The following is a 25,034-nucleotide window of genomic DNA, read 5'->3' on the forward strand; positions in this document are numbered from 1 at the left end:
TGATCAACCAGAAGTTCGCAGGGCGGAAATACCATTACGTCTACTCCACCGTCGCCAAGCCAGGATGGTTCCTGTTCGAAGGCTTCGTAAAGCACGATCTCGATACCGGCGAAGCGATCGAACTGAAGCTGGAACCAGGTCGCTACGCATCCGAGGCGCCGTTCGCCCCCCGCATCGGCGCGACCGACGAGGACGACGGCTATCTGGTAAGCTTCATCATCGACGAGAACCAGGGTACGTCTGAATGCGTGCTGATCGACTGCAAGAAGTTCGAAGAGGGCCCGGTCTGCCGGATCGCGCTCCCCCACAAACTATCGAGCGGGACGCACGCGACTTGGGTCGATACGGAGACGCTAGAGGCGGCCAAGGCGCGCAAACGCGAGGCGCTGGGCGCCTGAGCGGCGGTCAACCCTCAAGCTTTTCGAGCACGGTCTCACGCAATTCGTTGCGCATGACCTTATTCATTGGATTGCGCGGCAGTTTTTTCATTATGACCAGTTTTTCTGGCCGCTTGTAGATCGCAACGTCGCGTTCCGACAGGAAGGCGATGACGTCGTCCAACGTGGGTTCGGCGCCCTCGGCAGGGACCACCGCCACCGCTATCCGTTCGCCCAGCCGCGCGTCGGGATAGCCCACGGTCGCCGCCTCGACCGCGAGCGGAAAGCCAGTTAGCAGGTCGTCGATCTCGGCGGGTGAGATGTTGATGCCGCCGCGCACGATGATTTCTTTCGACCGCCCGATAAAGCGGTAGAAGCGCTCATCCTCCTCGACAATTTCGAAAAGGTCGCCGGTGCGGTAATGCCCCTTCGCGTCAAACGCAGCCTCGGTCAGCTCCGGTGAGTTCCAGTATTGCGAGAATATGCTCGCCCCGCCGAGGCGCAACTCGCCGGGGCGGCCGGGCTGCGTAATCTCTTCCTCCGTATCGGGATCCACCAGCCGCGATTGCGAGACTTCGTGGCTGCGCGCCTGCCATTGCTGGCCCTCTGCCCCGAAGCGGGGGAAGTACCGCGCGCGGTTGGCGTAGTCGGGCACGCTCGCCGCGCTGGAGAACAGGCCTGCGCCCTCGTTGGAGCCAAAGACATTAGTGATCTCGATCCCCTTCTTCGCCCAGCCCTCGATTAACCACGGCGACAAGGGTGCCGAGCCGGAGGACACAGTGTGGAGCGATGTAATATCGACCGCGTCGAGGATCTGCGGTTGCTTTAGCAGCGCCGTGAGCACGGCGGGCGGCGCTATCGTGTAGCTGACCCTTTCCTGCTCGATCTGTTTCAGGAATACGCCCAGATCGAACGGATGGTGCAGCACCAGCTTGGTGCCGAGCTGCAACCATGGAAGCACCAGCCCGCCGATTGAACCAATGTTGACCAGCGGGAAGGGGTTGAGCAGCACGTCGCCATCCTGTGCACCGGTGCCGTCGATCACCACTTCGGCATTGAGTACCCAGTGGTTGTGATCGCGCGGCACGCCCTTCGGGCGCGACTCCGTTCCGCTTGTCCAGCAGATCGTCAGCACCTCGCCGCCCGCGACCGGGTTTGCCTCGACATATGCGTGGGTGCGGGCAGGGTCAGCTGTCGTGATACGTGCGCGCAAATCGCCCTCGCCATTTCCGAAGACCAGCACTTCGAAGCCGCCATCTTCGGCCAGCGAGCGGGCAAGAGTAGCATGATCGAATCCTGCAAAGACGTCCACCGTCACGAAAAATCTTGGCTCGAGCTGTCCGGCGATAAAGCTCAATTCGTGCCGCCGGTAAGGCATTGCCACCGGCGAGAGGATAGCGCCGAGGCGCGCGCAGGCGAGGAACAGCAGTACCGCATCGACCGTGTTGGGAAGCTGGGCTAGGATGATGTCGTCCTTTGCCAATCCCCGCTCCAGCAAAGCTGCCGCCAGCCGGTCGACCCGCTCGTCGAGCTGGCTCCAAGTCAGACGCTCGGGCTCGCGACCATCGAGCGACGCCCGATTGAAGGGATCGATTAGAGCATAGCCGTGCTGCCCGGCAGCGACAGCACGGCGGGTGAGCGCGTCGACGCTCTCACCCTTCCACCAGCCGCGATCCTCAAAATCGCACACTCGATTAGCCGGCGTCAGGAACATTGCTTTCTCTTCCGTTATAACTTTCATAAATATACTGACATCATCGGGGAGAATGGGTAGGACGTCAATTCAAAGGGGATGCGATTGATGGCGCGAGTGATCCAATGGGCGACCGGATCAATGGGAAGGACTGGGCTAAGGCGTATCATCGATGCGGAGAAGCTGGAGCTGGTCGGCGCTTACGTCTATGGTTCGAAAAAAGTTGGTACCGATGTCGGCGCGTTGGCGAAGCGCGAGAATACCGGCGTTTTTGCCACCAATGATCGGGACGAAATCGTAGCGCTCGCCGCGGACGTGGTGGTCCACTGCCCCCGCATTACACAACCCTACGATGCCTTGGTCGACGATGTAGTGGCCTTGCTCGAATCGGGCAAAAACGTTGTTTCGATCGCAGGTTTTCACTGGCCCGTCGCTCACGATGCCGGTTATGCAAGCCGACTCGAGGAAGCCGCACTACGCGGTGGGGTGACGTTGGCCGGGGTCGGGGTGAACCCGGGCATGGTGGTCGAACGGCTTACCCTCGCGGCCACCGCGATGAGCCACGAGCTGGATCGTGTATCAGTATTCGAAACGGTCGACGCCTCTGCGATGGCAAGCCCCGAATTCGTCTTCGGACTGATGGGCCTCGACAGCGATCCCGCGAAACGCGACATTCGCGAAGGCCCGCTGGCCGATCTCTACGGCACGCTGTTTTCCGAAGTATTGCACTTCTTTGCCGCCGAGTTGGGCGGGCAGGTGGCCGAGATCATCCCCGACCATCGCCTCACGCTGGCGGAAAAGCAGATCGAGACCGCCGCCGGGCCGATCCGCCCCGGGCATGTTGCGGCGACCGAGTGGCGCTGGCTCGCCAAGACCGATCTCGGCCCCGAACTTTTGCTGTCGATCTTGTGGACCGCCGATCCGTCACTTCACGGCGATGACCGGCAGGGCCACTGGACCATCCGGCTCGACGGCCGCCCCGTGATCAAGATGACGCTCGATATCGAGGAAGCCGACCCGACCAAACCGCCGAGCCGAGCGCTGACCGATGCGACCATCGCGGTGGCGATCAACGCGATCCCGCACGTCGTTGCGGCCCCGCCCGGTTTGTTCGCATTTCATCCCCCTGCCGCATGGAGCGTCGCGTGAGTGTTTTCATCCAGGACGCGGTGCGCACGCCGCGCGGCAAGGCAAAGGCGGACGGTGCGCTTGCGGGCGAGACGCCGCATGGCCTCGTTACCCATCTGGTCGATGCGATGAGCGAACGCGGTCGCGACGCGCGCGCCATAGACCGCTTCACACTCGGCTGCGTCGGGCAGGTAGGTGCGCAGGGTGGCAACATCGCGATGGTTGCCAAGATGGCAGCCGAATTGCCCGATGCTTGCGTAGTCCACTCGATCAACAATTTTTGCGCTTCGGGCCTCACCGCAATCGGCCTCTCGATGAACGCGATCGAGGCGGGGCAGGCAAGGTCGGCGCTAGCCGGCGGGGTCGAGATGATGAGCCGCGTCCCCTTCATGGCCGACCGCGCGGACTATTACACCGACCGCGATTTTCCGCCCCAGCGCCGGTACATTCCCGTGGGGCTGGCGGCAGACCTGCTTGCAGAGGCGGAGGGGATCTCGCGCGAGGCGCTCGACCACATGGCCGAACGCTCGCAGCGGCTCGCTGCGGAGGCGGAGAGCCATCCGGCCTACAATGCGAGCCGTATCGCCATAGCCGGGCTCGACCACGAGGAGCCGCTGCGCCCAACCACGCTCGAAAAACTCGCCAAGCTGCCCCCCGCCTTCACCCAGTGGGGCCAGGAATACGCCCATGCGTTGGACGGCGATCCCGTGCATCGCCACACCGTCGGCCATGCGCCACCGATCGTGGACGGCGCAGGGCTCGCGCTGCTTTCTGCCAACGCCGACGGCGCGCGCGCGCGCGTAGTCTCCTTTGCGGAGATGGGGGGCGATCCGCGCGCCTCGCTCACCGCAGGGTTCGCCGCGATGGAAAAGGCGCTGGAACGGGCGCACCTGACGCTTGGTCAGCTCGACCGGATCGAGTTCATGGAGGCCTTCGCGGTCACTTACGCAAAGTTCCTGCGCGACTACACGGTCGATCCGGCGAAGGTGAACGTCTCCGGCGGCCACCTTGCCAAGGGGCACCCGATGGGCGCGACCGGCGCGATCCTCACTTCCACGCTGCTCGACGTGCTCGACGAGGTGGATGGCAGGCTGGGCATGGTGGTGTGCACCGGAGCGCAGGGTGTGGGCGCCGCAATGATCGTCGAAAGGCTGGGATGAGCACAGATATACTGAATCGACTTCGGCTGCCCGTGGTGGCCGCCCCCATGTTCCTGGTCTCTGGCCCGGACATGGTGATTGCCGCAGCCCGTGCAGGGATCGTGGGCGCATTTCCCACGCCCAACTGCCGCACGAGTGAGCAGGTGGACGAGTGGATGACGCGCATTGTCGCGGAAATCGCCGACGCGCCGGGACTGTGGGCAGCGAACCTCGTCACCCATTCCTCCAATTCCCGGCTGGCGGACGATCTGGCAATGGTCGCCAAGCACAAGCCGCCGATCGTCATCACTGCGCTCGGCAGCCCGGCACCCGCGATCGACGTGGTCCATTCCTACGGCGGGCTGGTGCTGGCCGACGTCGTGAACGAAAAGCTGGGCCGCAAGGCTGCCGCTGCGGGTGCAGACGGGCTCGTCGCGGTGGCGAGCGGTGCGGGCGGCCACACCGGTAACCTGTCGCCATTCGCCTTCATCAGCGTTTTGCGCGAGTTCTTCGACGGGATAATCTGCGTTGGCGGTGCCATCGCCGATGGTGCGGGCGTGGCCGGAGCGGTCGCGGCAGGGGCGGACCTCGTATATGTCGGCACCCGCTTCCTGGCTGCCGAGGAAAGCATGGCGGAGCCCGCCTACAAGCAGATGGTGGTGGATTCGCGCGCCGAAGACCTCGTCGTCAGCCCCGCGATCACCGGCACGGCGGCGAGCTGGCTCAAGCCCTCGCTGGTCAAGGCCGGATACGATCTCGACGCGCTCGATAAGCCCGCAACGCGCGATTACGGCGGCGACCCGGCCAAGAAATGGCGCGACCTGTGGGCCGCGGGACAGGGCCTTCACACCATCACCGATACCGAGCCACTGGCCGATATCGTCAATACGCTAGAGAGCGGCTGGAATGTCGCCCGCGACAGACTTCAAAACTTCGGGAGAGAGAAATGACCGATCAGGAAATCGAGGAGTTCGCCGCGCATTTCGTGGACGCTGTCCAGCGCGGCGACGCAGAGGCGATGCGGGCATGCTACGCGCCCGACGGGGTGATCTGGCACAACACCAATGGCGAACAATCACTCGACGACAATGTGAAGACGCTCAACTGGTTTGTGCAGACGCTGCCGGACCGCAAATACAACGTGTTGCGGCGCGAGGTCATTCCCAACGGCTTCGTGCAGCAACACATCCTGTCTGCCACGCTGCCCAATGGCGAGGCGTGGCAGATGGATGCGTGCGTCGTCGTCAGCCTCGAAAACGGGAAGATCAAGCGGCTCGACGAATATCTCGACAGCGCCGCGGGCGCGAAGCTGCGCGAGTTCGGGCGCTAGGCCCCAGCGAGGCCCTCAGGCCCGCTTGGGGAACCACGGAACGAAGCCGGAGGTGCGACGGACATAGTCCGCGTATCCCGGCTTCGTCCGGCTCATCTTGCCTTCGATGGTCGGCGCGCCCGACCACTTCATCAGCGTCCAGGTCAACAGGATCGGGCCGACGATGCTCCAGACGCCGGTCGAGGTTTCGGCTGCGACCAGCCAGATGCCCCACCACGCGCACGCATCGCCGAAGTAATTGGGGTGGCGCGTATAGCGCCACAGGCCGCGGTCCATCACCTGGCCCTTGTTTTCCGGGTTGCGCTTGAACTTGACCAGCTGAAAGTCGCCCACGGTTTCGAACAGCACGCCGAACAGGCTGACGCACGCACCGATGACCGCAAGCGTGCCGAGCGGCGGGGCGGCATCGACCTGCCCGATCTGCGCGGGCAGGCAGACGATGAACAGCAGCGGCGCCTGCGTGGCGAAGACCAGCAGGGCGCTCGCCTTGGCGAAGGACCAGCCACGCCGCTCCTGCGCCTTGCCCAGCAGCGCGACGTAGCGCCGGTCGGACCCGTGATCGCGCCAGCGCCACAGCATGTAGCTGCCCAGGCGAATGCCCCACACCGCGGTCAGCGCGAGCAGCAGCAATTTGCGCTGCGGATCGCCCTCGGCGAACACGAAGCTCGAAATCGCCATGATGACCATGCCGAAGGCCCAGAAGCTGTCGACCGGCGTCACGTCCTTGGGCTTGAGGCAGATCAGCCAGAGCCCCACGAAACACGCGACGAGTATTGCAGCATTGATGGCGAGCAGCGCCCAGACCGACATTCAAATTCCCCCGGATATAATTGGTATTGGATCAGACTTGGCGCACGTCTGCCGGCGGTTCGTCAGCAAACAATGCGTCGACCGTATGGGTGCGGTTGTCGAGCACCGCGCGCCGGTTAATCGTGCCCTTGTCCGAAATCTCGTGATCATTGGCGCTGGCCGGCTTTTCGAGCAGCCGCACGCGTCGGATCTTCGCCGAACCGCCATGCTGGTCCTGGTTGAACTCGGCCAGTTTCGCCGCGATGCCATCGAGCGTCGCGCCCGGCTTGGGCCAGGCGAGCATGCCCAGGAACGGGCGACCGTCATCCGCCAGCACCAGCTCGGCGATGTCGTCGCTCAGCGCCTTGAGCAATTGTTCGCGCAATTGCCCGCCATAGACCCAGGTGCCGTTCGAAAGCTTGAATTCCTCGGCCATGCGACCCGCGAAGGCGAGGCCCTGTGCAGGATCATCGCGATCATGGAACACCACCATATCGCCGGTGCGGTAATAGCCTTCTTCGTCAAAGGCAGCGGCGGTCTTCTCCGGTTCGTCGAGATAGCCGATCATCAGCATCGGCCCGCGCATCCGCGCCTCGTACCGGTCGCCCGTGGGCACCAGCTTCAGCTCGACGCCGGGGCCGGGCAGGCCGATGCCGACCTTGTCGGTTTCGAAATGGATCGCGCAGCAGCCCGACACCGTCTCGGTCATGCCATAGCCGGTGGTCATGTGGATGCGATGCCCGGTCGCGGCGACCGCGTGGCGTTGCAGCTTGTCGTAAACGTGCTGCGGCAAACCCGCGCCGCCGTAGAGCATGAGGCGCATCTTCGCGAAGAAGGTGTCGCGCAGCTCCGTATCCTTGTCCATCGCCTCGACCAGCATGGCGTAACCCAGCGGCACGTTGTTGAAATAGGGCACGGAGATATCGCGCAGGTTGGCGATGCTCTTTTCGAACAGGCCGGGCGCGGGCTTGCCTGCGTCGATGTGCAGCGTGCCGCCCTGCGTCAGTCCGGCGCGCAGCACGCTGGCCCCGGCAGCATGGTGCCACGGCAGCCAGTCGAGCATGATGTCGTCCCACCCCGCTGCGCGGCCGATCAGGCCGAGGCCCTGCGCGGTGTTCGCGGCGAGCGCGGTGAGCGACTGCTGGACGACCTTGGGCAGGCCGGTCGAGCCAGACGTCATCATGTACTGCGCCGCAGCTTCGGTATCGGCGCCTTCGATCGCGGTATCGACGGCGTCGGTCGCCTTAGTCCGGAAGATGTCGGCCACCGCGACTGTACCTTCGCCGAAGACGCTAGGATCGCTCGAAATGATCGTGGCTTCGCAGCCGATGTCTTCCAGCGCCTTGGCGTAGGCGGCGCGCGGATCGCAATAAATCGCGGCAGGCCGGACCCGGTCGAAGACATGGCGCAGCCTAGCGTGGTCGCCGCCGGCGATGCCATAGGCCGGGCTGACCGGGCACAGGATCGTACCCGTCGCGAAGGCGGCGAAGCTGAGCGCAGCGACCGCAACGCTGTTCTCGGCCATCAGCACCAGCACGCCGCCGCGCGGCAGCGTGTCGAGCATCCACTGCGCCGCGCCGCGCACGTCACGGGCGAGTTCGGCGAAGCTGGTATATTCCCACTCGCCGTCGGCTCCCTTTTCCGCCAGCGCGGGCGCATCGCCCAACCGTGCGGCGGTCGTCAGGAAAGCACGCGCCAGGTTGGAATCGATCGGTTCGTACGGGGCATTGGTTGTTAGCCGGATTGTGCCGTCCGCATCCTCACGCAGGTCGAGATCAACGGGCAGGAATTCGGCGTGACGGAACGGGGCCTGCCGCCAGCTTTCGTCCGCGGGTCGTTCGAGGGAGCCGGTTGCGCTCATTGTGAAGGCCGCCCCGCAAGCTCCTTGACCTGGTCGGACCAGCCATTGCCCGCCTTTTGGCTGTCGATCACGCCCCGGTCGACATAGTCGCGCCAGCCGCTGATCTTGTCGCCACGGAACTCGATCACGCCCGCGTAGGGCGCTGCAATGTCGATCCCGTCCTTGGTGGTATATTCGTCCACCCCTTCGACGAACAGCCGGTCGCCATCCTCGCTATGGTGGAAGATGCGCCAGCGGACTTCGCCGATATTCGCACCGAACTGCTCGATGAAGGCGCGGGCTTCGGCCTTGCCGCGGGCGGGCGGGGCGATGGCGGCGGCGAAATGCCAGACGACGTCGTCGGTCATCGCAGCCAGCACGGCCTCCACATCCTTGTGCTTCCAGGAGTCGATAACGGCTTGAAACTGTTCCATTCGGGACATCTTGCGGCTCCTTGTTGCGGCCAAGAGGGATGCGGGCAGGGGGATCGAAAGCAGCGCGATGGCGCCAAGCAGGTGGCGACGCGGGATCACGCCGCCTGTGCGCTTTCGACGATGAAGCTGGCGGTGGTGGTGGTCGACCCGCCGATATTGAGCGTCTGCACGCGGCGCGCGCCTTCGACCTGATAGTCGCCTGCGGTGCTGGTCACCTGCTTGTGCGCGTCGAGCAGCATGCGCACGCCCGTGGCACCGACCGGATGGCCCAGACCGATGAGGCCGCCCGAGGGGTTGATTGGCTTCATACCGCCAATCTCGATCGTGCCGTCCTCGATCGCCTTCCAGCCTTCGCCGGGCTTGGTCAGCCCAAGGTGGTCGATCGCCATGTATTCGGTCATCGCGAAGCAGTCATGCGTTTCGAACGCGTCGATACTGTCGAGATCGATTCCGGCCCGCTCGCGCGCATCCATCACCGCGCGCCGTACCTGCGGGAAGACGTATTCGGCGTTCTCGCTCGCCTTGATCTTGGATCGATAGGAAATCGGCGCGGAGCGATGGCCCCAGCCGGCAATGTGCGAGAGCGCGGAAGGATCGATGCCGCGCTTGCGCGCCCATTCGCTTGCCCATTCGTCGGAGGCGAGGAACACCACCGCCGCGCCATCGGTCACCTGCCCGCAATCCATCTTGCGCGTGCGACCTTCGACCACGGGGTTCGCCTCGTCGTCGTCGGTGAAGCTCTTGTCGGTGAAGTTCCAGCCACGCGTCTGCGCATTGGGATTGCGCTTTCCGTTGCCGAAATTGATTTCCGAAATGCGCATCAGGTGACGGTAATCGAGGCCGTAGCGGCGCTCGTATTCTTCGGACAGGTCGCTGAAGGCGCGCGGCCAGGGGAACACGGCATCCTGCAATTCATGTCCCTGCCAGATCGCTGCGCCGAGATTTTCCGCCGCCTGCAGCCCGGGGACGTTGCGCATTAGTTCGATACCGAGGACGCAGGCGGTATCGTAGTGTCCTGCTTCGATCTCCGCGGCAGCGGCGAGGATTGCCATCGATCCGCTTGCACAGGCAGCCTCGTGGCGCGCGGTCGGCAGGCCGTCGAGTTCGGGATTGACCTGTGCGAAGAGACCGCCGAGCAGTCCTTGACCTGCGAACATGTCGGCTACGAAATTACCCACGTGGCCCGTTTCGATATCCCGCGCGTCGAAACCGGTGTGCTCGAGGCCGTTGGCTAGCGCTTCGGCAAAGCCGTCCGCAATTTCCATCCCTTCGCGCGCCCAGTTGCGCGAAAAGTCGCTTTGCCAGCCACCTAAGATCGTAACCATCCACCAATCCTCTCAGGACACAGGTATAGGTTTGATTATGAAAGCTGTCTACACTGAACCTCCCCTGGCTTTGGAATCCTGCCGCGTCATCCGTTTAACCCGGCGTGGCCAGGGAAGGGACCACATGTCCTGGACCAGAAGGCCAACTCGCACAAAGATCTGAGCCGCGCCCTTCCCCTTCTAAAAGCGGGGTCGCCCACTTTGACAGCCTTGCCTCCACCCACAGGTAGCCCGGCAAGGGCTGACTTGTAGGACATCGCGCGTGACAGCCGCAGCGCGTCATCCAGCGCCGCCTGTTCACTGGGATATGCCTTGAACCGGGTGCCCCCGGCAGCAGGCCCGAGCGCGGTCGAATGAATCGCGGCGATCGCGCGCAGGCCGCTCGCCTCTTCGGCGAAATGACAGACCTGCTCATGTCCATCGAATTCAACAGAGTTCCATACGGTCATCGCAATTCCTCCCGAGCAACCATAATGTCGCAAGGGCAGCGATCGGCAATCGAGATAAGCTAATCAGACCATAAGGGCCTGCCGGTTTGCCTGAGTTGCTGGTCTCCGCGCTGCGGCGGGATTTGCGGAGCGCATGCAATCGAGCAGGGGAGGCAAATGGTCAGCTTTTTCGGTTGCCACGCTAAGAGCAGTCTTTGCAGATTCGGTCCAATTCCTGTCGATTGATTACATGGAGGCCGTGAGTTTAACGTCTCCTTTTAACAGGAGCTGCCGTTCAGATTGTCACGTTGGATATGACGGCTTTGTCCCAATCGCGGGCGTTTCAAGCTGATCATGTCGGCGCTTTGCCGCCCGGCAGCTTCTGGGCCGACAGCGGACTGTCGGCTCGTGGTCGTCAGCAGTAAAAAGCCGCCAGCAGCTGAGAGGCCTGATTGGGACGGCCGAAACAGTCATTACCGCGCAATGAGATTCGATCCCCGCTGCACCGATAGCGCCGTTTTGCCCAGTATCCGGGTCGATCTTTCGCTCCGCGACGGCAGGAAATGCCAGGTAGAGGTCGCCGCTCTGCTGGTGAACTCCACGTCCATATAGCCGCGCTGGCTGGTATCACACCATGCGAGGCCCGGATTTGCGCTTTGAAACTCCCTTGCGATATGTGTGGGATTGCCGCCGAAGCGTCTTTCCAAGCCGAGCGATGACACGCCTTGCACCGCGAATTCTACACCGGCCGGGGCGCCTCGATGGGATAGATCGGAAGCCCACGCATTGTGACTGTCGCCGCTCAGGACGACAAGGTCCGCTTCGGCTTCCGATGCCGCCGAGAGCAACCTGTCACGCGCAGCGGGATAGCCATCCCAACGATCGAGGCCAAAGGGCACGCCAGCGTCGCTCAGGCGATGGCCGAGTGCCAGTTCGCGTTGCTGCTCCTCGCTGATCTCGACGCCTGGCGGAAACCAAGTTGAATCGATCTTTGGCAGACGGGTCGGAGCCATTATTACCTGCTGCAATAACACTTGCCACCCGACCCCGACGGCACTCGATTCTGCCATTCCTCGCGCAAGCCAAGCCTCTTGCTCTGCTCCCATCATCGTTCGCGCTGGATCAGCCAGCGGCCCTCGAACGAATTGCGCTACGGCAGTGGCCATATCCTTTTGGCCTACTAGAGCGGCTTTGCTGTCGAGCTGCTGCGAACGAGCGACAAGCCGGGTTTCCAGGCGAAAAAGAGTCGCAAGGTTGCCGATCCGGTAGGTGGCGTAAGGTTGGCGCTCCATCGGAAGCCATTCATAGAAGGCCCGCAATGCGGCACGCTTGCGCGCCTCCCAAGGGCCTTCGTCTGGATCGTGATTGCTCGCCCCGTTCTGCCAGCTGTTGTTCGCGGTTTCGTGGTCGTCCCAGATGACGATCATCGGATGCAATCGGTGCAGTTCCTGAAGCGCCCGATCGGCCCTGTAGCTGGCATAGCGCAGCCGATATTCGAGCAGGCTAACCGTTTCCCCCAGAGGCTCGATGCCGCGTGCTAGGGCCAGCCCGGCTAGAGCATCGGAGCGATCGACTGGCGATTCGTAGATGTAATCGCCCAAGTGGACGACGAGATCGATATCATCGCGCGCCGCCGCGTGCTCGTAGGCGTTGAACCATCCAGACGTCGCATTGGCGCAGGAGACTACGGCGATGCGGCAGCGATCGACATCTCCTGTTGGAAGGGTTCGTGTCCGTCCAATCGGAGATACTTCTCCTCGCGGCCCAATGAACCGATAGAAATAGGTCCGCCCCGCGGCGAGATCGCCGATCCGGGCCTGCGCGCAGAAATCTGTTTCCGGCCCGGCAAGGCACGTCGCGACGCGCATCGGCGCGGTGAAACTTTCGGTGGTGGAAACCTCTATCCTGAGTTCGCTGGTCTGCAATTCATCCACGAACCGGGTCCACAGCCGCACGCTCGATACGTCCGGATCGCCGCTGGCAACCGAGTGCGTAAAACCGGTGCCCGGACTTGCCAGCAGCGAACCTGGAAGGGCGCCCAGCGCGGGAAGGAGCGTCGCGGCCTGGAGCACTGCGCGGCGGGAAAGGATCATTTGTCATGCCTCCGTTCTATCCCTTGGCTAGGCCGGGAAGATGATGTTTTTACGACACAACCTCTCCCCCTTGTCGGCAAACTGTCCTCGCGAAGACGCCGAGGGGTAACTTTGGGCTCTTAGGCGCTCGACCGACCCTGACGGAGCAAATCCCATGACCCATCGACCGATCTCGCGCGTCCTACTGCGCGCAATCACCCTCGCCACGACCGCACTCTCAACTGTCGCTTTCGCCGGCGACGTAGAGGGGACGATCACGAGCGTGGCTTTGGAGCGACCGGTGGAAGGCGCACGAATCGTGGCGGAAGGAACCGGCCGCACCGCGACGACCAACGAGGCGGGGCGCTATCTGTTCGAAGGCCTTGCAGGCGGCCAGTATACACTTCGGGTGGAGCACCCTGGCTACAATGGCACGACGCTTCAGGTGGTCGTGCCCGATGAAGGTGTCGTCGAAGCGGATGGCACCCTTTCTCTCGTTGGGGAAGATACCGGGGCTGAGATCGTTGTCACCGGAGCGCGCGCGTCCCGCCTTCTCGCGATCGAACGCAAGCGAGCTCTCCCGGTCATTTCCGATGTCGTATCCTCTGATGGCATCGGCAGACTGCCGGACTACAACACCGCCGAAGCGGTTCAGCGCCTTCCCGGCGTATCGGTCGAGATCGATCAGGGCGAGCCGCGCTACGTCGTCATCCGCGGGGTTGATCCCAATCTCAACCAAGTCACGGTCGATGGCAACCTGGTTGGCGTCCCGGAAGCGGAGGGGCGCCGCGTTGCCCTCGACACGATCCCTTCGGATCTCGTCGCTGCGATCGAAGTAATCAAGGCGGTGACGCCTGATTATGATGCCAACGCCGTGGGCGGCAGCATAAACATCGTCACGCCGACCGCGTTCGACCGCGCGGCGCCGTTCACTTTCCTGAGCGCGCGCGGCGCCTACAATGGCAAGTCGGACAAGTTGGGTTTCGGCGGCAGTGCCACCCATGGTCGCCGTTTCGGCGCGGACGAGAGCTTCGGCGTTGTCGTGGCGGGCAGCTATTTCAAGCGCTTCATCGACAGCGATCTGGCTGAACCGATTAATTGGACCACGATCGGCGGCGTCGCGACTCCCACCGCCTATCGCCTTTATGACTACCGCATCGAGCGCGAACGCATCGGCGCCATTGCCAATTTTGACTGGCGGCCGGATCCGAACTTGCGGTTCTATCTGCGCACTATCTATAACGAGTTTACCGATGTGGAGGAGCGCGACCAGTTCGACTTCTCCTTCGCCGCGCCTGTCAGTTTTCCCGCGCCCGATCAGATCAGGTTCGGCGGCGGTCGAGCCACGCGGGAGTTTCGTCAGAACGAGCAGACCCAGCGGCTCTACAACATCTCACCGGGAAGCGAATTCAGCTTCGGTAACGCTCAGCTGGAGCTCAACTATACCTACGCGCACGCTGAGGAGCACACGCCGATCCGCGACGATATCGAGTTCCGTTCGGCTACCGGCAAATTTGCGACGCTCGATCTGACATCGGACCGCCCACTCCTTGTCGATATTGATCCAAGCCTGTTCGACGAGGCAAGCTTCCCACTGCGCCGCATTCGCCTGCGGCGCGAGCAGATCGATGAGGATCTGCATACCGCCCGCGCGGACATGCGGATCGCTTTCGGCGATACGGGAGAGTCCTTCGTGAAATTCGGCGCCAAGTATATCGATCGCACGAAAACGCGCGATAACACGCAATCCGAATTCCTTCCCGCTTCGCGGATTACACCGGGGGGATTCGATGCGATCCTCGCGCCGCCCGAAGATTTTTACGAGGGCGAGTATCGCTACGGTTCGCTTCTGGATTACGATCGGATCATCGATTTTTTTGAAGCCAATCCGGATCGCTTTGCTCTCAATTCGGTAAGCACCACCGTAAGCGAGCGGTCGCTGGATTATCGCATCAAAGAGAAAATCACGGTCGGCTATGCTATGGTCAATGGCACGGCTGGGAACCTGACGATGATCGCCGGCTTGCGGGTGGAGCACACCGACGGACGATACGACGCGTTCGCGATCCGCGACACCAACGGCAACGGCAAGCTGGAGCCGTCGGACCTCGTTCCCCTGTCGTTCGACCGGGAGTACACTGATTTCCTGCCAAGCATACACGCCACCTACCGTCCCACCCCCGAACTGCTGGTGCGCGCGGCCTATACCAACACACTGGGGCGGCCGAACTACGATGCTATCGTTCCAACTTTCGAGGAAGATAGCGGAGACGGGACAGCAGGGAATCCCGATCTGGAGCCATTTCGCTCGACTGGTCTCGATCTGTCGGTGGAGATCTATCCCGCTGCCGATTCGGTGATCTCGGTGGCCGGTTTCTACAAATATATTGAGAACCCGATCTTCACCCGCACCGTGCGCGATGTCAGTTTCGCAGGCATACCGCTTACCTCCCTTTCGCAACCGCAGAACGCCACGGACGGGGAACTTCTTGGGATAGAGGCTAATGTCGTTCAGCGCTTCACCTTCCTACCGGCACCCCTCGATGGACTAGGCGTCTCGGCGAACGTGACCTATGTCGATTCTAGCGTCACCGTGCCGGGTCGCGAGAACGAGGACATCCCATTTTTCCGTCAGTCCGATATCATCGCCGGGGGCGCGCTGTTTTTCGAGAAAGGCCCGGTCGAGGCGCGGCTCGCCTTTGATTATCGCGACGACTACATCGTCAATATCGGCAGCAGCACGGCATCCGACATATACAATAAAAACCGCTTCATGGTGGATGCGCGGATCAGCTACCGCATTACGCCGGATATCGAGATTTTCGCCTCGGGCTCCAATCTGACGGACGCGACGCTGACATTCTATCAGACCGTGCCGGAGCAAACCTATTCGCGGCAGATCTACGGCATCAATGCCGACTTCGGCATCAGCGCGCGGTTCTGACAATGCGGGGGCTATCTGATTTCGCCTTCGCAATAGCACTTGGTGCTTTCTTTCTCTCTGCGGCGGCACAGGCTCAGGAGCCCGCGGCGCGAGAGATACGGCGCTATAGCGCCAAGGAAGCCCATCAGGGTGTCGCCGTGGGACCTGAGCTTTTCTATGCCGTCGACAACAACCGCATCACTGCATACGATCGGGCCACGGGTGAGAGACGCGCTGAATGGGTTGGTGACACCCGGGTCTTCCAGCATCTCAATTCCTGTGAAGTTGACGGTAACGAACTCGTCTGCGCGCATTCGAACTATCCACGCGTGCCCATGGCGAGTTCGCTCGAATGGTTCGACGCAATCACGCTTGAGCATCTGCGCAGCCGAAGCCTTGGTCCTGGCATCGGTTCGATCACCTGGTTCACCCGGCACGACGGGTTTTGGTGGGCTGGCTTCGCCAACTACGACGGACGGGGCGGAGAGGCGGACAGGGGCCATCGCTATACGGTGATGGTGCAATACGATGATGATTTCGTCCGCCACCAGAGCTGGTTGTTTCCGGACAGCGTGCTCGAACGATTTGCACCCTATAGCACCTCCGGCGGCGTCTGGGGCGAGGATGGCCTCCTCTATGTTACCGGTCATGACCGAAGAGAAGTTTACATCCTGGCGCGACCAGCAGCGGGATCGACGCTAGACCACCTCGCCACAGTCCGTATGTCAACGGGCGGGCAAGCAATTTCGTGGGACCGGTCCCGCGAACGAACAATGTGGTCAATCGACCGGCAGTCAGATGAGGTGGTGGTCAGCGAAATTCCGGAAGTCGCGGATCGATAGAGATCGCCGCTTGCGAGACGATTTTTTGGCTATGTCTCCGAGTAAATTACGGGAATGGGCATGGATTTAATTCGCGCCCGACCCATGTGAACGGTAGCTTATCAAATGAGTGGAATGACAGTCAAAAACGTGTGACCGTTCCGGCGAATGTCCGTGATTGGGGCGATTAGCAGACGCGATCGGCGTTGGTTGATAGGGATCAACGGCGCAGGAGACATCTCAAGAAGATATCGCTTTGCATACGATAAAGGGGCGTCGGCTATACCGCTAGCCAATGCCCATTTATTAATTGTCGGATCTTCCTCTCTGGATCGTCTCAAATTGAAGGAGCGCACCTGAATCTATGCCCGAACTGCCCAACTTGATTGCAAGGGTGCGGCAAGCGGTAATGAGCCGGGGATGGTCGCGGGAAGATGCGGAAGACTGTGTGCAGGAAGCTCTCATCAAGGTTGAAGAGTATGAACGCACGCACAAGGTACGGTCGCGCGAAGCTTTGCTTGTGCGATCTGCCATCAATCTCGCAATCGACAAATCACGGGGTGCCGGCCCCCTAAGGTCGGTCGCGCAGCATGATCTGTTTTCGATAGCGGATGCAACTCCGGGACCGGAACAGATCGTCGAGCAGCAGATGCGTCTTCGCCATGCCGCAGCGGGGATCCGAGCCCTGCCGGATCGCACGCGCCGGATTCTGTTGTTGCGGCGCATCGAGGAATTGCCTTACGCAGAGATCGCACGACGCGAGGGGATGACCGTCGCCGCTGTGGAGAAGCAAGTCGCGCGGGCTACGCTGCAACTGACACGCTGGATGGACGGCTGGTGATGGAGCGCCGGGAACCCGCGAGCGCAGAAGCGGAAGCCGCGGCCTGGATCGCCAGGATACAGTCGGGAAGCGTGTCGGAATCAAGCCGGGACGGCCTGCGCCGTTGGCTCGACGACGACTTGGCCAACCGCCAGGCTTTCGAGCGATCAACCGAAATCTGGGACATGATACCAGGGGCTGTCCAATACGACGAAAGCTCAAAGCCACTAGATACGGAACCGGCTCCCAGCCTCTCGCGAACTCGCAGAGGGATAGTAGCTCTGGCCGGATTCGCATTTGCCGCGTTGCTCGGCGCGCTCTACTTCTTTTTGTCGCCGGGGGCTTCCGAACTGCGGACTTCCGTTGGATCGCAACAAGTCGCGAGTCTCGAAGACGGATCGCGCGTTTCGCTCAACACGGCAAGCGAGATTGCGGTTCGTTTTTCGAGCGACCTCCGGGCCGTTAAGCTGGATCACGGCGAGGTGCTGTTCGATGTCGAGCACGATGCCGCCCGCCCATTTGTGGTCGATGCTGGCCGCCAAAGAATCGTAGCTCTCGGGACAAGTTTCGTGGTTCGCAAACTGCCTTACGAGACCAGCGTTACCCTGCTCGAGGGCCGTGTCGCCATTTTGTCGCTCGAAAAAACGGACCGCCCGCCGGTCGTACTGACACCAGGGCAGCGATGGATACTCGCAGATGTGGGCTCAACGAATGTCGACCGCCCTTCAATGAATGCGGTAACGGCTTGGCGTGAGGGCAAGATCGTGTTCGACGATACGCCACTTCCGAAAGCTATTGCGGATGTAAACCGTTACGCCGTGCGAAAGATCGAACTCGAAGATAGCAGGACCAGTTCGCTCACGGTGTCCGGTGTGTTTGAAATCGGCAAGCCCGAAGCCTTCGCTACTGCCGTTGCGTCGCTGCACCATCTGAAAGTTGCGCAGGACAGCGAAACACTTGTCCTCAGCCAATTTGAAATGGGCACTCACGAATAAAAAGTTCGCGACGATGTCGGATTTGCCCTCTTCCGTTCGTCCAGTGCTCGGGGAGAGACGAACTAGATTCATCTCGGAGGGCAAAGATGAAATTTACGAGAGCCGCCATTGCAAGTGCAGCCAGTCTAATTGTTTTGGCGAGTGCTCAACCGGCCACCGCCCGGCAGGAGCCAGCAGGGGTTAGGAACGCCGTCTATTGGTTCGATATGCCCGCGCAACCAGCGCACAAATCTTTAATGGTGGTCGCCAAGCAAAGCGGCGCCGCCGTTATCTTCGATCCTCGCGAGGTTGGCGAGCTCAGGTCGCCGGCGGTCAAAGGCAATCTCTCCGTGACGGCTGCATTGCAGCGGATCATCGGCCGTAGCGGACTGCCCATTCGCCAAACCGGCGCCGATGTCTACGTGGTGGGGGGGCTCAGGCACAGGGTGCTACTTCGTCGCCGTCCAGTACATTGGGCAGAGAACGCGGCAGCATCGAGGGGAGCGTGGTCGACGCGTCGACCGATCGCGATTTGGCGGGGGCGCTCATCACGATAGTTGAGACCGGCGAGCAGGCGCGCAGCGACGAGAAAGGCAAGTTTCGCTTTCAGTCGGTCAAGAGTGGATCCTACACGCTGGACGTCTCCTATCTCGGCTTTCCGCCCAGCCAGCAGACCGTGGTCGTGCAGAACGGTTCCACTGCTTCGGCACTTTTCGCGCTTGGCCAGCGCGAACAGATAATCGTCTACGGGTCGAGGAGCGCGCGCGCGACGGCACTCAACATACAGCGCAGTGCCGAGAACAACTCCGACGTGATCGCTGCCGACGACCTGGGCAGCTTCACCGGAACCACGTTTTCCGAGGCTCTGCGCCGGGCACCGGGTATCTCGTTCCAGCGCAACGCCGTTACGGGCGATGGCACCAACGTTGTTGTTCGAGGCCTAGAGCCGGACATGAACGCGATCAAGCTCAACGGCCTTAACCTGCCAGTGTGCAACGGGCTTTCGCGCTCCGCCGACTTGTCCAACCTGCTGGCGGATTCAGTGGGCAAGATTACAATTCATAAGTCGCTGCTGCCCAGCCAAGACAGCTCGGGTACTGGCGGCTTGATCGAGATCGAAACGCTGACCCCGCTGGATCGCCCTCGCCGTTATGCCAGCCTCTCGGTGGAAGGGGGACTCAAGCCTAAGGACTTCGCCGACGACTTCCTTGCTTCCGGTACAGTTTCTGGCAGGTTCGGGGCGAGCGAAAACGTTGGCCTCAGCGCGTCCGTCCAATATCGCAAGCATTCAAACCGATCGATCGGGTACGACGTCGGGGGCAATGGTGGATCGCTGCAATTCGGTCGCGCACTGCCTCTCAATGCCAACGGACAACCGCTAACCCAGCTCGAAGCGGTCAATCCGTTGCTCACCTTTCCCTTCGCAGAGGGTGATGATCAAGCTTACACGAACGGTCTCAATACGACCTATTCTCACGTCGCGACCGAAAACCTCGCCGCCACCCTTTCAGGCGAGTGGGCGGTCGGCACCCACACCAATCTCAAGTTCTCGTTCCAGCACTCGGAAACGACAAGTGACACTTTCTCGTTGACCGATACGTTTGGCACGCGCGCGCAATACGCCGTCATTCCCGGCGAGGGGCCGAACGCTCAGCTTCGGTTGAATCTCGCGCCGGGAAATGCAGGGATCATCCGTTCACAATCCTACACATACGATCCCAATGTGAAGCAGGTAACCGATACCTACAGCTTCAGCGGCAAAAGCGACTTTGGACCGTTTGAGCTGAAATATATGGCGGGCTATGCGCATGGCGCGGTCACCCAGCCAGCGACACTCACTCAGCAGTTCCGGTCGCCCGATCGCGATGCAACCGCGACGCTTTTCCTCCCGGAGGCGGTAGACCCGCGCACGGGCCGCATTTTGACCGGGTTCGCTCCGCGTACGGGCAACGGCATACCCTTGCCGTTGCTAAGCAACGCCGGCTGGGCGCTAGTCAATGATCCCACTAATTTCACGATTCAGAACGCCAGCGGGCAGGTCGACGAAGTAACCGGCTCGAACAACCGATATACGGCCAGCACGAGCATTCGATGGAATGCAAACGCCGGTCCGCTGACCTATTTCGAGCTCGGCGGCTATTACGAGCGCGCCCGCTTTCGCGACGATCGGATGCGCTCGCAGATCGGCGGTAATATCCCAGCATCAGCGCTCGGCCTGTCGTTCACTACGTCCGACCTGACGCGCATCGGGATTTCCTTCCCCGGCTTCACGACACTCAGCGAAGCGGCGGTGCGTGAGTTCGCGGCGAACCTTCAGCAATACGCTTCCGACGGGACCGGCCTCACCTTGACGCCGATCGCGCCGGTGGAAGGCCAGGATCAGCAAAATACCCTCGAGACGACCTACGCGGCTTATGCCCCAGGCACGAGTCGACATCGGTCGGCTGGAGATCGTCGGCGGCGTGCGCTACAACCGCACAGAGTTCTCGGCGACCAACCTCAGCTTCCCCGTCTATATCGGCCCGATCCTGCCGGCGAACGGAGGCGGAATTGGGTCAGATCTGATCTTCCAGAACCAGTTCACGCAGCTCGTGACCGAGGAAGCGGTGTCGGAAGATTTTCTGCCGCGCGTGCTGTTCAACTTCCGCGCTACCGATAAGCTCATCTTCCGCGGCGGATACTTCCTGTCGGTGGCGCGCCCTTCGATCGGACAGCTTTCGTCCGAGACGCGGATTTCGTTCATCAACTTCCCCATACCCGGGCCCGAAGGTGTGAAACCGATTTTGCAGATCAACAGCGGAAATCCTGATCTGAAAGCTGCACGAACGCACAACTTCGACATCAGTGCCGAGTTGTATCGCGGCGTTGGCGTGCTCAAGGTGGGTGCCTTCTACAAACGCATCCAGAACCTCCTGCAGACCAACATCACCAACGGGCCGGCGACACTCGCCGCGGTGACGTTGCCCGACTACGCCTACTTCAACGGACCACCATATTTCGATCCGGCGAACCCCAGCTCAGCCTTCATCACCGGCGGCAGCCCGGTAAACAGCGACGAAATTGCCGAACTATGGGGCTTCGAGGCTCAGGCCGAGCAGCGGTTCGACTTCTTGCCCGGCGCGCTGGGCGGGCTCGGCATCTACGTCAACTATACGTTTACCGACAGCTCGCGGACCGACCGCTACAACTGGGCCTTCGGACCCCCCGACGATAACGTTTTCGAATTTTCCGGCCTGCCTTTCACCCAGCAGCCGAAGCACTCTGGTACCGCCGCCTTGACTTACAACAAGTACGATATCGATGCGAACCTGACCTACGGATACCAGTCGCGCGCGTTGTCGGCATTCAGACCGCGGGGTCTTAGTGTCTACACCGAAGCGGTCGAAACACTGGATTTGCGGGTGGCGTACTACCTTCGTCCGTCCTTTGGGGACATCAAGGTCTTCTTCGAGGCGGCTGACCTTCTCAATGGGACGATGGATCCTGATGTGGAAACCACCTTCGGGGGAGAGTTGGGCGCTCCAGCCTACTTCGCTCGCGCGACATATCTGGGCGGGCGTAGCTTGAAGGCCGGCATTTCTTTGACGTTCTGAACGGCGATCTACCGCTGATATCGATCCGGCGCGCACAACTGCCGGCTGCCCCTCACATAACCCGAAGGTCGTTACCGATGAAGCTTGCCCGTTATTTCGCCGCTGCCGCACTGCTCGCGGTCGCGGCGCCCCTAGCAGCCCAGGAAGCGGTGCCGTTCGAACAGTTTACACTGGACAACGGTCTGAAGGTGGTTGTGCACGAAGATCATTCAACTCCGAAAGTCGCGATCGCGGTCTGGTACCGTGTTGGGGCAATGAATGAGCCGGAGGGCCGGTCCGGCTTCGCCCACCTTTACGAGCATCTGATGTTCAACGGGTCCGAGCACCGGGACGATGAATGGTTTCCGGCGCTTCAGGAAATCGGGGCATCGGCGGTCAACGGTGCGACTTCGCTCGATCAGACCTACTATTTCGAAATCGTACCAACTGGCGGGCTCGAGCGAGCGCTGTGGCTGGAATCCGATCGCATGGGATATATGCGGGGCGCGACGACGCAGGCGAAGCTCGATGAGCAGAGAGCCGTCGTTAAGAACGAAAAGCGTACTTACGAAAACCGTCCTTACGGCCGGGCTGCGAACTGGCAGATGGCGGCACTCTTTCCGCCCGGGCACCCCTATCACGATAGCGTGATCGGCTCGATGGAAGACCTCGACGCGGCGTCGCTCGAGGACGTGCGCAGCTGGTTTGCGCAATATTACGGGGCGTCGAACGCAGTCATCTCGCTATCAGGTGATATCACGGCGGAGCGGGCGCGCGAACTGGTCCAGAAATACTTCGGCGAGATCGCGCCTGGTCCCCCGACCGAGCGGGTGAACCGATGGGTCCCCGAATTGTCCGCCGACCGCCGGGACACGATGCTGGACAACGTACCGCAGAGCGCGGTTTCTCGCGCCTGGGTCGTACCGGGTCGTTCAACCCCGGACACCGCCGATTTGCGGATGGCCGCATATGTTCTCGGCCGCGGCAAGAACAGCCGCCTCTACCGCAAGCTGGTCCACGAGAAGGGCATCGCGACGGGGGCATCGGCCAATTACCAATCGATGGCGATTGCCGGAGTGTTCGAAGTGGACGCTTATCTCAAGGATGGTGTCGATCCGGCAGTTGCCGAAGCTGCGATGAATGAGGTCGTTGCGGACTACATGGCGAACGGTCCGACCGCTGAGGAAATCGCGCGGGCCAAGACCACCTCTTTTGCTGACAACACCCGCGCCTTTGAATCCATTTACGTACGGGCCATGGCGCTTGCCGACGGCCTGATATTCGCGAACGACCCAGCCCTGTACGCGATCAGCGAGCGCGAATTCGCCGCAGTGACGAAAGAGCAAGCGGCTATCGCGGCGCGGAAGTGGCTAGGAAAGCCTTCCTACCAGCTCAATGTCCTTCCCTTCGGCCAGTACAAAGCTAGCGCCGCCAAGGCGGACCGCACCTCAATGCCGCCGGACGGCCAATCGCCCGATCTGACCATGCCGGTAATGGAAACGGCTACCCTGTCAAACGGCATCACTGTCAAGCTGGCGCGCAGGACCGCCGTCCCATTGGTAGAGATGGCGATGGTGTTCGATGCGGGTTCGGCAGCGGAGGATAGCGCCCGCCGCGGCGTTCTCGGCTTCATGAGCAGTGTGATGGACTACGGACAGGGCAACGTCGACGCAATTCGATTCGCCGAGCGGCAAGCGAATCTGGGCGCCCGCATAGGCGCGACGGGTAACGCGGACGAAACGACCTTTTTTCTCTCAAGCACGACCCGAAACTTGAAGGAATCGGTAAATCTCTGGGCGGATTATGTGATGCATCCCGCATTTCGCGCAGCCGACATTGAAAAGCATCGTATCGATGCGCTTTCCGGCCTTTCACAGTCTCTGAGCAGTCCGGACAGCATCGCCCAGCGCACGTTCCAATATGCGCTCTACGGCCCGGACCATGCGTACGGAACCAACATAGCCGGGAGGGAACAAGCGATCCGCTCCATCGGGCGGGACGACCTTGTCGCGTTCCACCAGAAGTGGATCCGACCGGACAACGCCACTGTGTTCGCTGCCGGGGACACGACCATCGAGGAACTGACGCGACTGCTCGAGGCTTCGATCGGCACCTGGGAGGCACCGCCAGTGCCTTCAGGCAAGAAGGCCATCGGCGACGCTCCGCGTCCTGCCGCCTCGCGTGTGATCCTCGTGGATCGGCCAGGCTCAATCCAGTCGGTGATCCGGGTCGGACAGACCATGCCTAGCGCCCTCCACAAGGGTGACTTCATCCTGTCGGCGATGAATGACGTGCTCGGCGGCGGCTTCAACGCGCGACTCAACATGAACCTGCGCGAAGATAAGGGCTGGACTTATGGCGCCAACAGCTACCTTTCCGGCAGCCTCGGTCCGCAGTCCCTAACCCTTGCAACGAGCATCCAGACCGATCGGACTGCGGAGGCGCTTAAGGAAATCCGCAATGAAATAGCTGGCTTAGTCAACGATCATCCAGCGACAAACAAGGAGCTCGAGCTGATCCGCAATGGCGAGGTTCTTGCACTGCCCGGACGATTGGAAACAAACGGCGCGGTAGTCAGCTATCTGCAGCATATTAATCGGTTAGGCCTGCCATACGAATGGCTTTCGGGACTACCCGCAGAATACGCAGCCCTATCGCCCGGATCGATAGCCGACGTGACTAAGCAATACCTTGCGGTTGACAGCATGACATGGGTGATCGTGGGCGATCTCGAAAAAATTGAAACAGGTGTTCGAGCTCTTGAGCTTGGCGAACTGGAAGTTTGGAACGCTGAAGGTAAGCGACTGCGCTGAATTCGCGTTATTCTTCCAAGCGAGGTATTTTCAAAGAGCCGGAGCTTGGAGCATCGGGGGTGGCGAACTTCGCTTCTCTGGCCAATATGACTTTCGCCAGGCTCTCGCCCCAAAGACCGGCATAGCGGGCGTGAGCGATTCAACCGCCTAATGCTAAATCTCCGCTAGCTTGCTTATTTATTGTGCGATCAGATCATCCACGATGAAGCTTGCTGCCATACACGCTGGTCTTTTACGACGGCAGCTTCCAAGAGAAGTTCTAGGCCGTTTGTAGATCTACTTAAGTCCGCAAAGCTGACCATTCAGCTGGCCTGCATGCATTAGCTCGCTGAGTGAGCGCAGGCGCGAACCTCGGCCGACGAAATCCTCAACCATGTTTGAGCCGGCAAAATCTGCTTCCTATTTGCTTACTGATCGGGACGCAAAAAGCCCCACTGTAAGCAGCGGGGCGAATTTCGCTCATGTTTTCAAATTGATGGTGGTTGCGGGGGTTGGATTTGAACCAACGACCTTCAGGTTATGAGCCTGACGAGCTACCGGACTGCTCCACCCCGCG

The 25,034-nt window shown here is 61.3% G+C and carries 18 protein-coding genes, 1 tRNA gene and 1 pseudogene; 12 read left to right on the top strand and 8 right to left on the bottom strand.

Annotated elements, in window-relative coordinates; genetic code table 11:
- A partial coding sequence (locus ACFDTG_RS12030) for a carotenoid oxygenase family protein (protein ID WP_375291292.1) occupies positions 1-398 on the top strand: 398 nt, incomplete at its 5' end.
- Positions 399-405: 7 nt separating this feature from the next.
- On the opposite strand, the gene ACFDTG_RS12035 is transcribed toward ACFDTG_RS12030, so the two are convergent.
- On the bottom strand, positions 406-2,091 hold the full coding sequence (locus ACFDTG_RS12035; protein WP_375291293.1) for a class I adenylate-forming enzyme family protein: 1,686 nt from the start codon (positions 2,089-2,091) through the stop codon (positions 406-408).
- 87 nt (positions 2,092-2,178) lie between these two features.
- On the opposite strand from ACFDTG_RS12035, the gene ACFDTG_RS12040 reads away from it, so the two are divergent.
- From ACFDTG_RS12040 to ACFDTG_RS12055, 4 genes are read left to right on the top strand one after another with little or no spacing between them, the layout of a single operon-like run.
- Positions 2,179-3,219, top strand: coding sequence for a hypothetical protein (locus tag ACFDTG_RS12040; RefSeq protein WP_375291294.1), 1,041 nt, complete (start codon positions 2,179-2,181; stop codon positions 3,217-3,219).
- On the top strand, positions 3,216-4,358 hold the full coding sequence (locus ACFDTG_RS12045) for an acetyl-CoA C-acyltransferase (protein WP_375291295.1): 1,143 nt from the start codon (positions 3,216-3,218) through the stop codon (positions 4,356-4,358). The genes ACFDTG_RS12040 and ACFDTG_RS12045 overlap by 4 nt, the downstream gene beginning before the upstream one ends.
- Positions 4,355-5,287 carry an NAD(P)H-dependent flavin oxidoreductase gene (locus tag ACFDTG_RS12050; RefSeq protein ID WP_375291296.1) on the top strand — a complete coding sequence of 311 codons (933 nt, stop codon included), beginning with the start codon at positions 4,355-4,357 and terminating at the stop codon, positions 5,285-5,287. The genes ACFDTG_RS12045 and ACFDTG_RS12050 overlap by 4 nt, the downstream gene beginning before the upstream one ends.
- Positions 5,284-5,667, top strand: coding sequence for a nuclear transport factor 2 family protein (locus ACFDTG_RS12055; RefSeq protein ID WP_375291297.1), 384 nt, complete (start codon positions 5,284-5,286; stop codon positions 5,665-5,667). Before ACFDTG_RS12050 ends, ACFDTG_RS12055 begins: the two co-directional genes overlap by 4 nt.
- 15 nt (positions 5,668-5,682) lie before the next feature.
- Here the strand turns inward: ACFDTG_RS12055 and ACFDTG_RS12060 are convergent, their stop codons facing one another.
- From ACFDTG_RS12060 to ACFDTG_RS12085, 6 genes are all read right to left on the bottom strand, one after another.
- The gene (locus ACFDTG_RS12060; RefSeq protein WP_375291298.1) at positions 5,683-6,477 is read right to left on the bottom strand and encodes a DUF1295 domain-containing protein; all 795 of its coding nucleotides are present in this window, start codon (positions 6,475-6,477) and stop codon (positions 5,683-5,685) included.
- Positions 6,478-6,508: 31 nt separating this feature from the next.
- Entirely contained in the window at positions 6,509-8,317 is a 1,809-nt protein-coding gene (locus ACFDTG_RS12065; protein WP_375291299.1) for an AMP-binding protein, read from the bottom strand.
- Positions 8,314-8,739, bottom strand: coding sequence for a nuclear transport factor 2 family protein (locus ACFDTG_RS12070; RefSeq protein ID WP_375291300.1), 426 nt, complete (start codon positions 8,737-8,739; stop codon positions 8,314-8,316). Before ACFDTG_RS12070 ends, ACFDTG_RS12065 begins: the two co-directional genes overlap by 4 nt.
- A gap of 86 nt (positions 8,740-8,825) precedes the next feature.
- On the bottom strand, positions 8,826-10,055 hold the full coding sequence (locus ACFDTG_RS12075; protein ID WP_375291301.1) for an acetyl-CoA acetyltransferase: 1,230 nt from the start codon (positions 10,053-10,055) through the stop codon (positions 8,826-8,828).
- 86 nt (positions 10,056-10,141) lie between these two features.
- Positions 10,142-10,504 carry a Glu/Leu/Phe/Val dehydrogenase dimerization domain-containing protein gene (locus ACFDTG_RS12080; protein ID WP_375291302.1) on the bottom strand — a complete coding sequence of 121 codons (363 nt, stop codon included), beginning with the start codon at positions 10,502-10,504 and terminating at the stop codon, positions 10,142-10,144.
- A gap of 452 nt (positions 10,505-10,956) precedes the next feature.
- Positions 10,957-12,576, bottom strand: a complete 1,620-nt coding sequence (locus tag ACFDTG_RS12085) for an alkaline phosphatase D family protein (protein WP_375291303.1) — start codon at positions 12,574-12,576, stop codon at positions 10,957-10,959.
- 154 nt (positions 12,577-12,730) lie between these two features.
- Between ACFDTG_RS12085 and ACFDTG_RS12090 the strand changes: the two genes are divergently transcribed.
- The 7 genes and pseudogenes from ACFDTG_RS12090 to ACFDTG_RS12120 all read left to right on the top strand — a co-directional run bounded on the left by ACFDTG_RS12090 (position 12,731) and on the right by ACFDTG_RS12120 (position 24,478).
- Positions 12,731-15,499, top strand: a complete 2,769-nt coding sequence (locus tag ACFDTG_RS12090; RefSeq protein WP_375291304.1) for a TonB-dependent receptor — start codon at positions 12,731-12,733, stop codon at positions 15,497-15,499.
- A gap of 2 nt (positions 15,500-15,501) precedes the next feature.
- A complete protein-coding gene (locus ACFDTG_RS12095; protein WP_375291305.1) occupies positions 15,502-16,320 on the top strand; it encodes a hypothetical protein in 819 nt (272 codons plus the stop codon).
- A 343-nt stretch (positions 16,321-16,663) separates the two neighbouring features.
- Positions 16,664-17,140: an RNA polymerase sigma factor gene (locus ACFDTG_RS12100; protein ID WP_375291306.1), complete on the top strand. Its 477-nt coding sequence runs from the start codon at positions 16,664-16,666 to the stop codon at positions 17,138-17,140.
- Positions 17,140-18,114 carry a FecR domain-containing protein gene (locus ACFDTG_RS12105; protein WP_375291307.1) on the top strand — a complete coding sequence of 325 codons (975 nt, stop codon included), beginning with the start codon at positions 17,140-17,142 and terminating at the stop codon, positions 18,112-18,114. The genes ACFDTG_RS12100 and ACFDTG_RS12105 overlap by 1 nt, the downstream gene beginning before the upstream one ends.
- A gap of 451 nt (positions 18,115-18,565) precedes the next feature.
- Positions 18,566-19,150 (top strand): annotated as a pseudogene (locus tag ACFDTG_RS12110) (carboxypeptidase-like regulatory domain-containing protein); the annotation flags it as partial.
- Between the two features lie 1,357 nt (positions 19,151-20,507).
- A complete protein-coding gene (locus tag ACFDTG_RS12115; RefSeq protein ID WP_375291308.1) occupies positions 20,508-21,686 on the top strand; it encodes a TonB-dependent receptor domain-containing protein in 1,179 nt (392 codons plus the stop codon).
- Between the two features lie 77 nt (positions 21,687-21,763).
- Entirely contained in the window at positions 21,764-24,478 is a 2,715-nt protein-coding gene (locus tag ACFDTG_RS12120; protein ID WP_375291309.1) for a M16 family metallopeptidase, read from the top strand.
- A gap of 479 nt (positions 24,479-24,957) precedes the next feature.
- Here ACFDTG_RS12120 and ACFDTG_RS12125 read toward each other — a convergent pair.
- Positions 24,958-25,034: transfer RNA gene (locus tag ACFDTG_RS12125), tRNA-Met, on the bottom strand.

Origin of the sequence: Qipengyuania sp. (assembly GCF_042095715.1) — a bacterium.
Classification (GTDB): Bacteria; Pseudomonadota; Alphaproteobacteria; order Sphingomonadales; family Sphingomonadaceae; genus Qipengyuania.

What these genes read in the sequence shown, in the direction of transcription:
- ACFDTG_RS12070 (WP_375291300.1), bottom strand. Translation starts at nt 8,739, where the DNA reads ATGTCCCGAATGGAACAGTTTCAAGCCGTTATCGACTCCTGGAAGCAC.
- ACFDTG_RS12060 (WP_375291298.1), bottom strand. Translation starts at nt 6,477, where the DNA reads ATGTCGGTCTGGGCGCTGCTCGCCATCAATGCTGCAATACTCGTCGCG.
- ACFDTG_RS12100 (WP_375291306.1), top strand. Translation starts at nt 16,664, where the DNA reads ATGCCCGAACTGCCCAACTTGATTGCAAGGGTGCGGCAAGCGGTAATG.
- ACFDTG_RS12040 (WP_375291294.1), top strand. Translation starts at nt 2,179, where the DNA reads ATGGCGCGAGTGATCCAATGGGCGACCGGATCAATGGGAAGGACTGGG.
- ACFDTG_RS12105 (WP_375291307.1), top strand. Translation starts at nt 17,140, where the DNA reads ATGGAGCGCCGGGAACCCGCGAGCGCAGAAGCGGAAGCCGCGGCCTGG.
- ACFDTG_RS12055 (WP_375291297.1), top strand. Translation starts at nt 5,284, where the DNA reads ATGACCGATCAGGAAATCGAGGAGTTCGCCGCGCATTTCGTGGACGCT.
- ACFDTG_RS12035 (WP_375291293.1), bottom strand. Translation starts at nt 2,091, where the DNA reads ATGTTCCTGACGCCGGCTAATCGAGTGTGCGATTTTGAGGATCGCGGC.
- ACFDTG_RS12095 (WP_375291305.1), top strand. Translation starts at nt 15,502, where the DNA reads ATGCGGGGGCTATCTGATTTCGCCTTCGCAATAGCACTTGGTGCTTTC.
- ACFDTG_RS12090 (WP_375291304.1), top strand. Translation starts at nt 12,731, where the DNA reads ATGACCCATCGACCGATCTCGCGCGTCCTACTGCGCGCAATCACCCTC.
- ACFDTG_RS12120 (WP_375291309.1), top strand. Translation starts at nt 21,764, where the DNA reads ATGAAGCTTGCCCGTTATTTCGCCGCTGCCGCACTGCTCGCGGTCGCG.
- ACFDTG_RS12050 (WP_375291296.1), top strand. Translation starts at nt 4,355, where the DNA reads ATGAGCACAGATATACTGAATCGACTTCGGCTGCCCGTGGTGGCCGCC.
- ACFDTG_RS12115 (WP_375291308.1), top strand. Translation starts at nt 20,508, where the DNA reads ATGCCCCAGGCACGAGTCGACATCGGTCGGCTGGAGATCGTCGGCGGC.
- ACFDTG_RS12075 (WP_375291301.1), bottom strand. Translation starts at nt 10,055, where the DNA reads ATGGTTACGATCTTAGGTGGCTGGCAAAGCGACTTTTCGCGCAACTGG.
- ACFDTG_RS12080 (WP_375291302.1), bottom strand. Translation starts at nt 10,504, where the DNA reads ATGACCGTATGGAACTCTGTTGAATTCGATGGACATGAGCAGGTCTGT.
- ACFDTG_RS12065 (WP_375291299.1), bottom strand. Translation starts at nt 8,317, where the DNA reads ATGAGCGCAACCGGCTCCCTCGAACGACCCGCGGACGAAAGCTGGCGG.
- ACFDTG_RS12085 (WP_375291303.1), bottom strand. Translation starts at nt 12,576, where the DNA reads ATGATCCTTTCCCGCCGCGCAGTGCTCCAGGCCGCGACGCTCCTTCCC.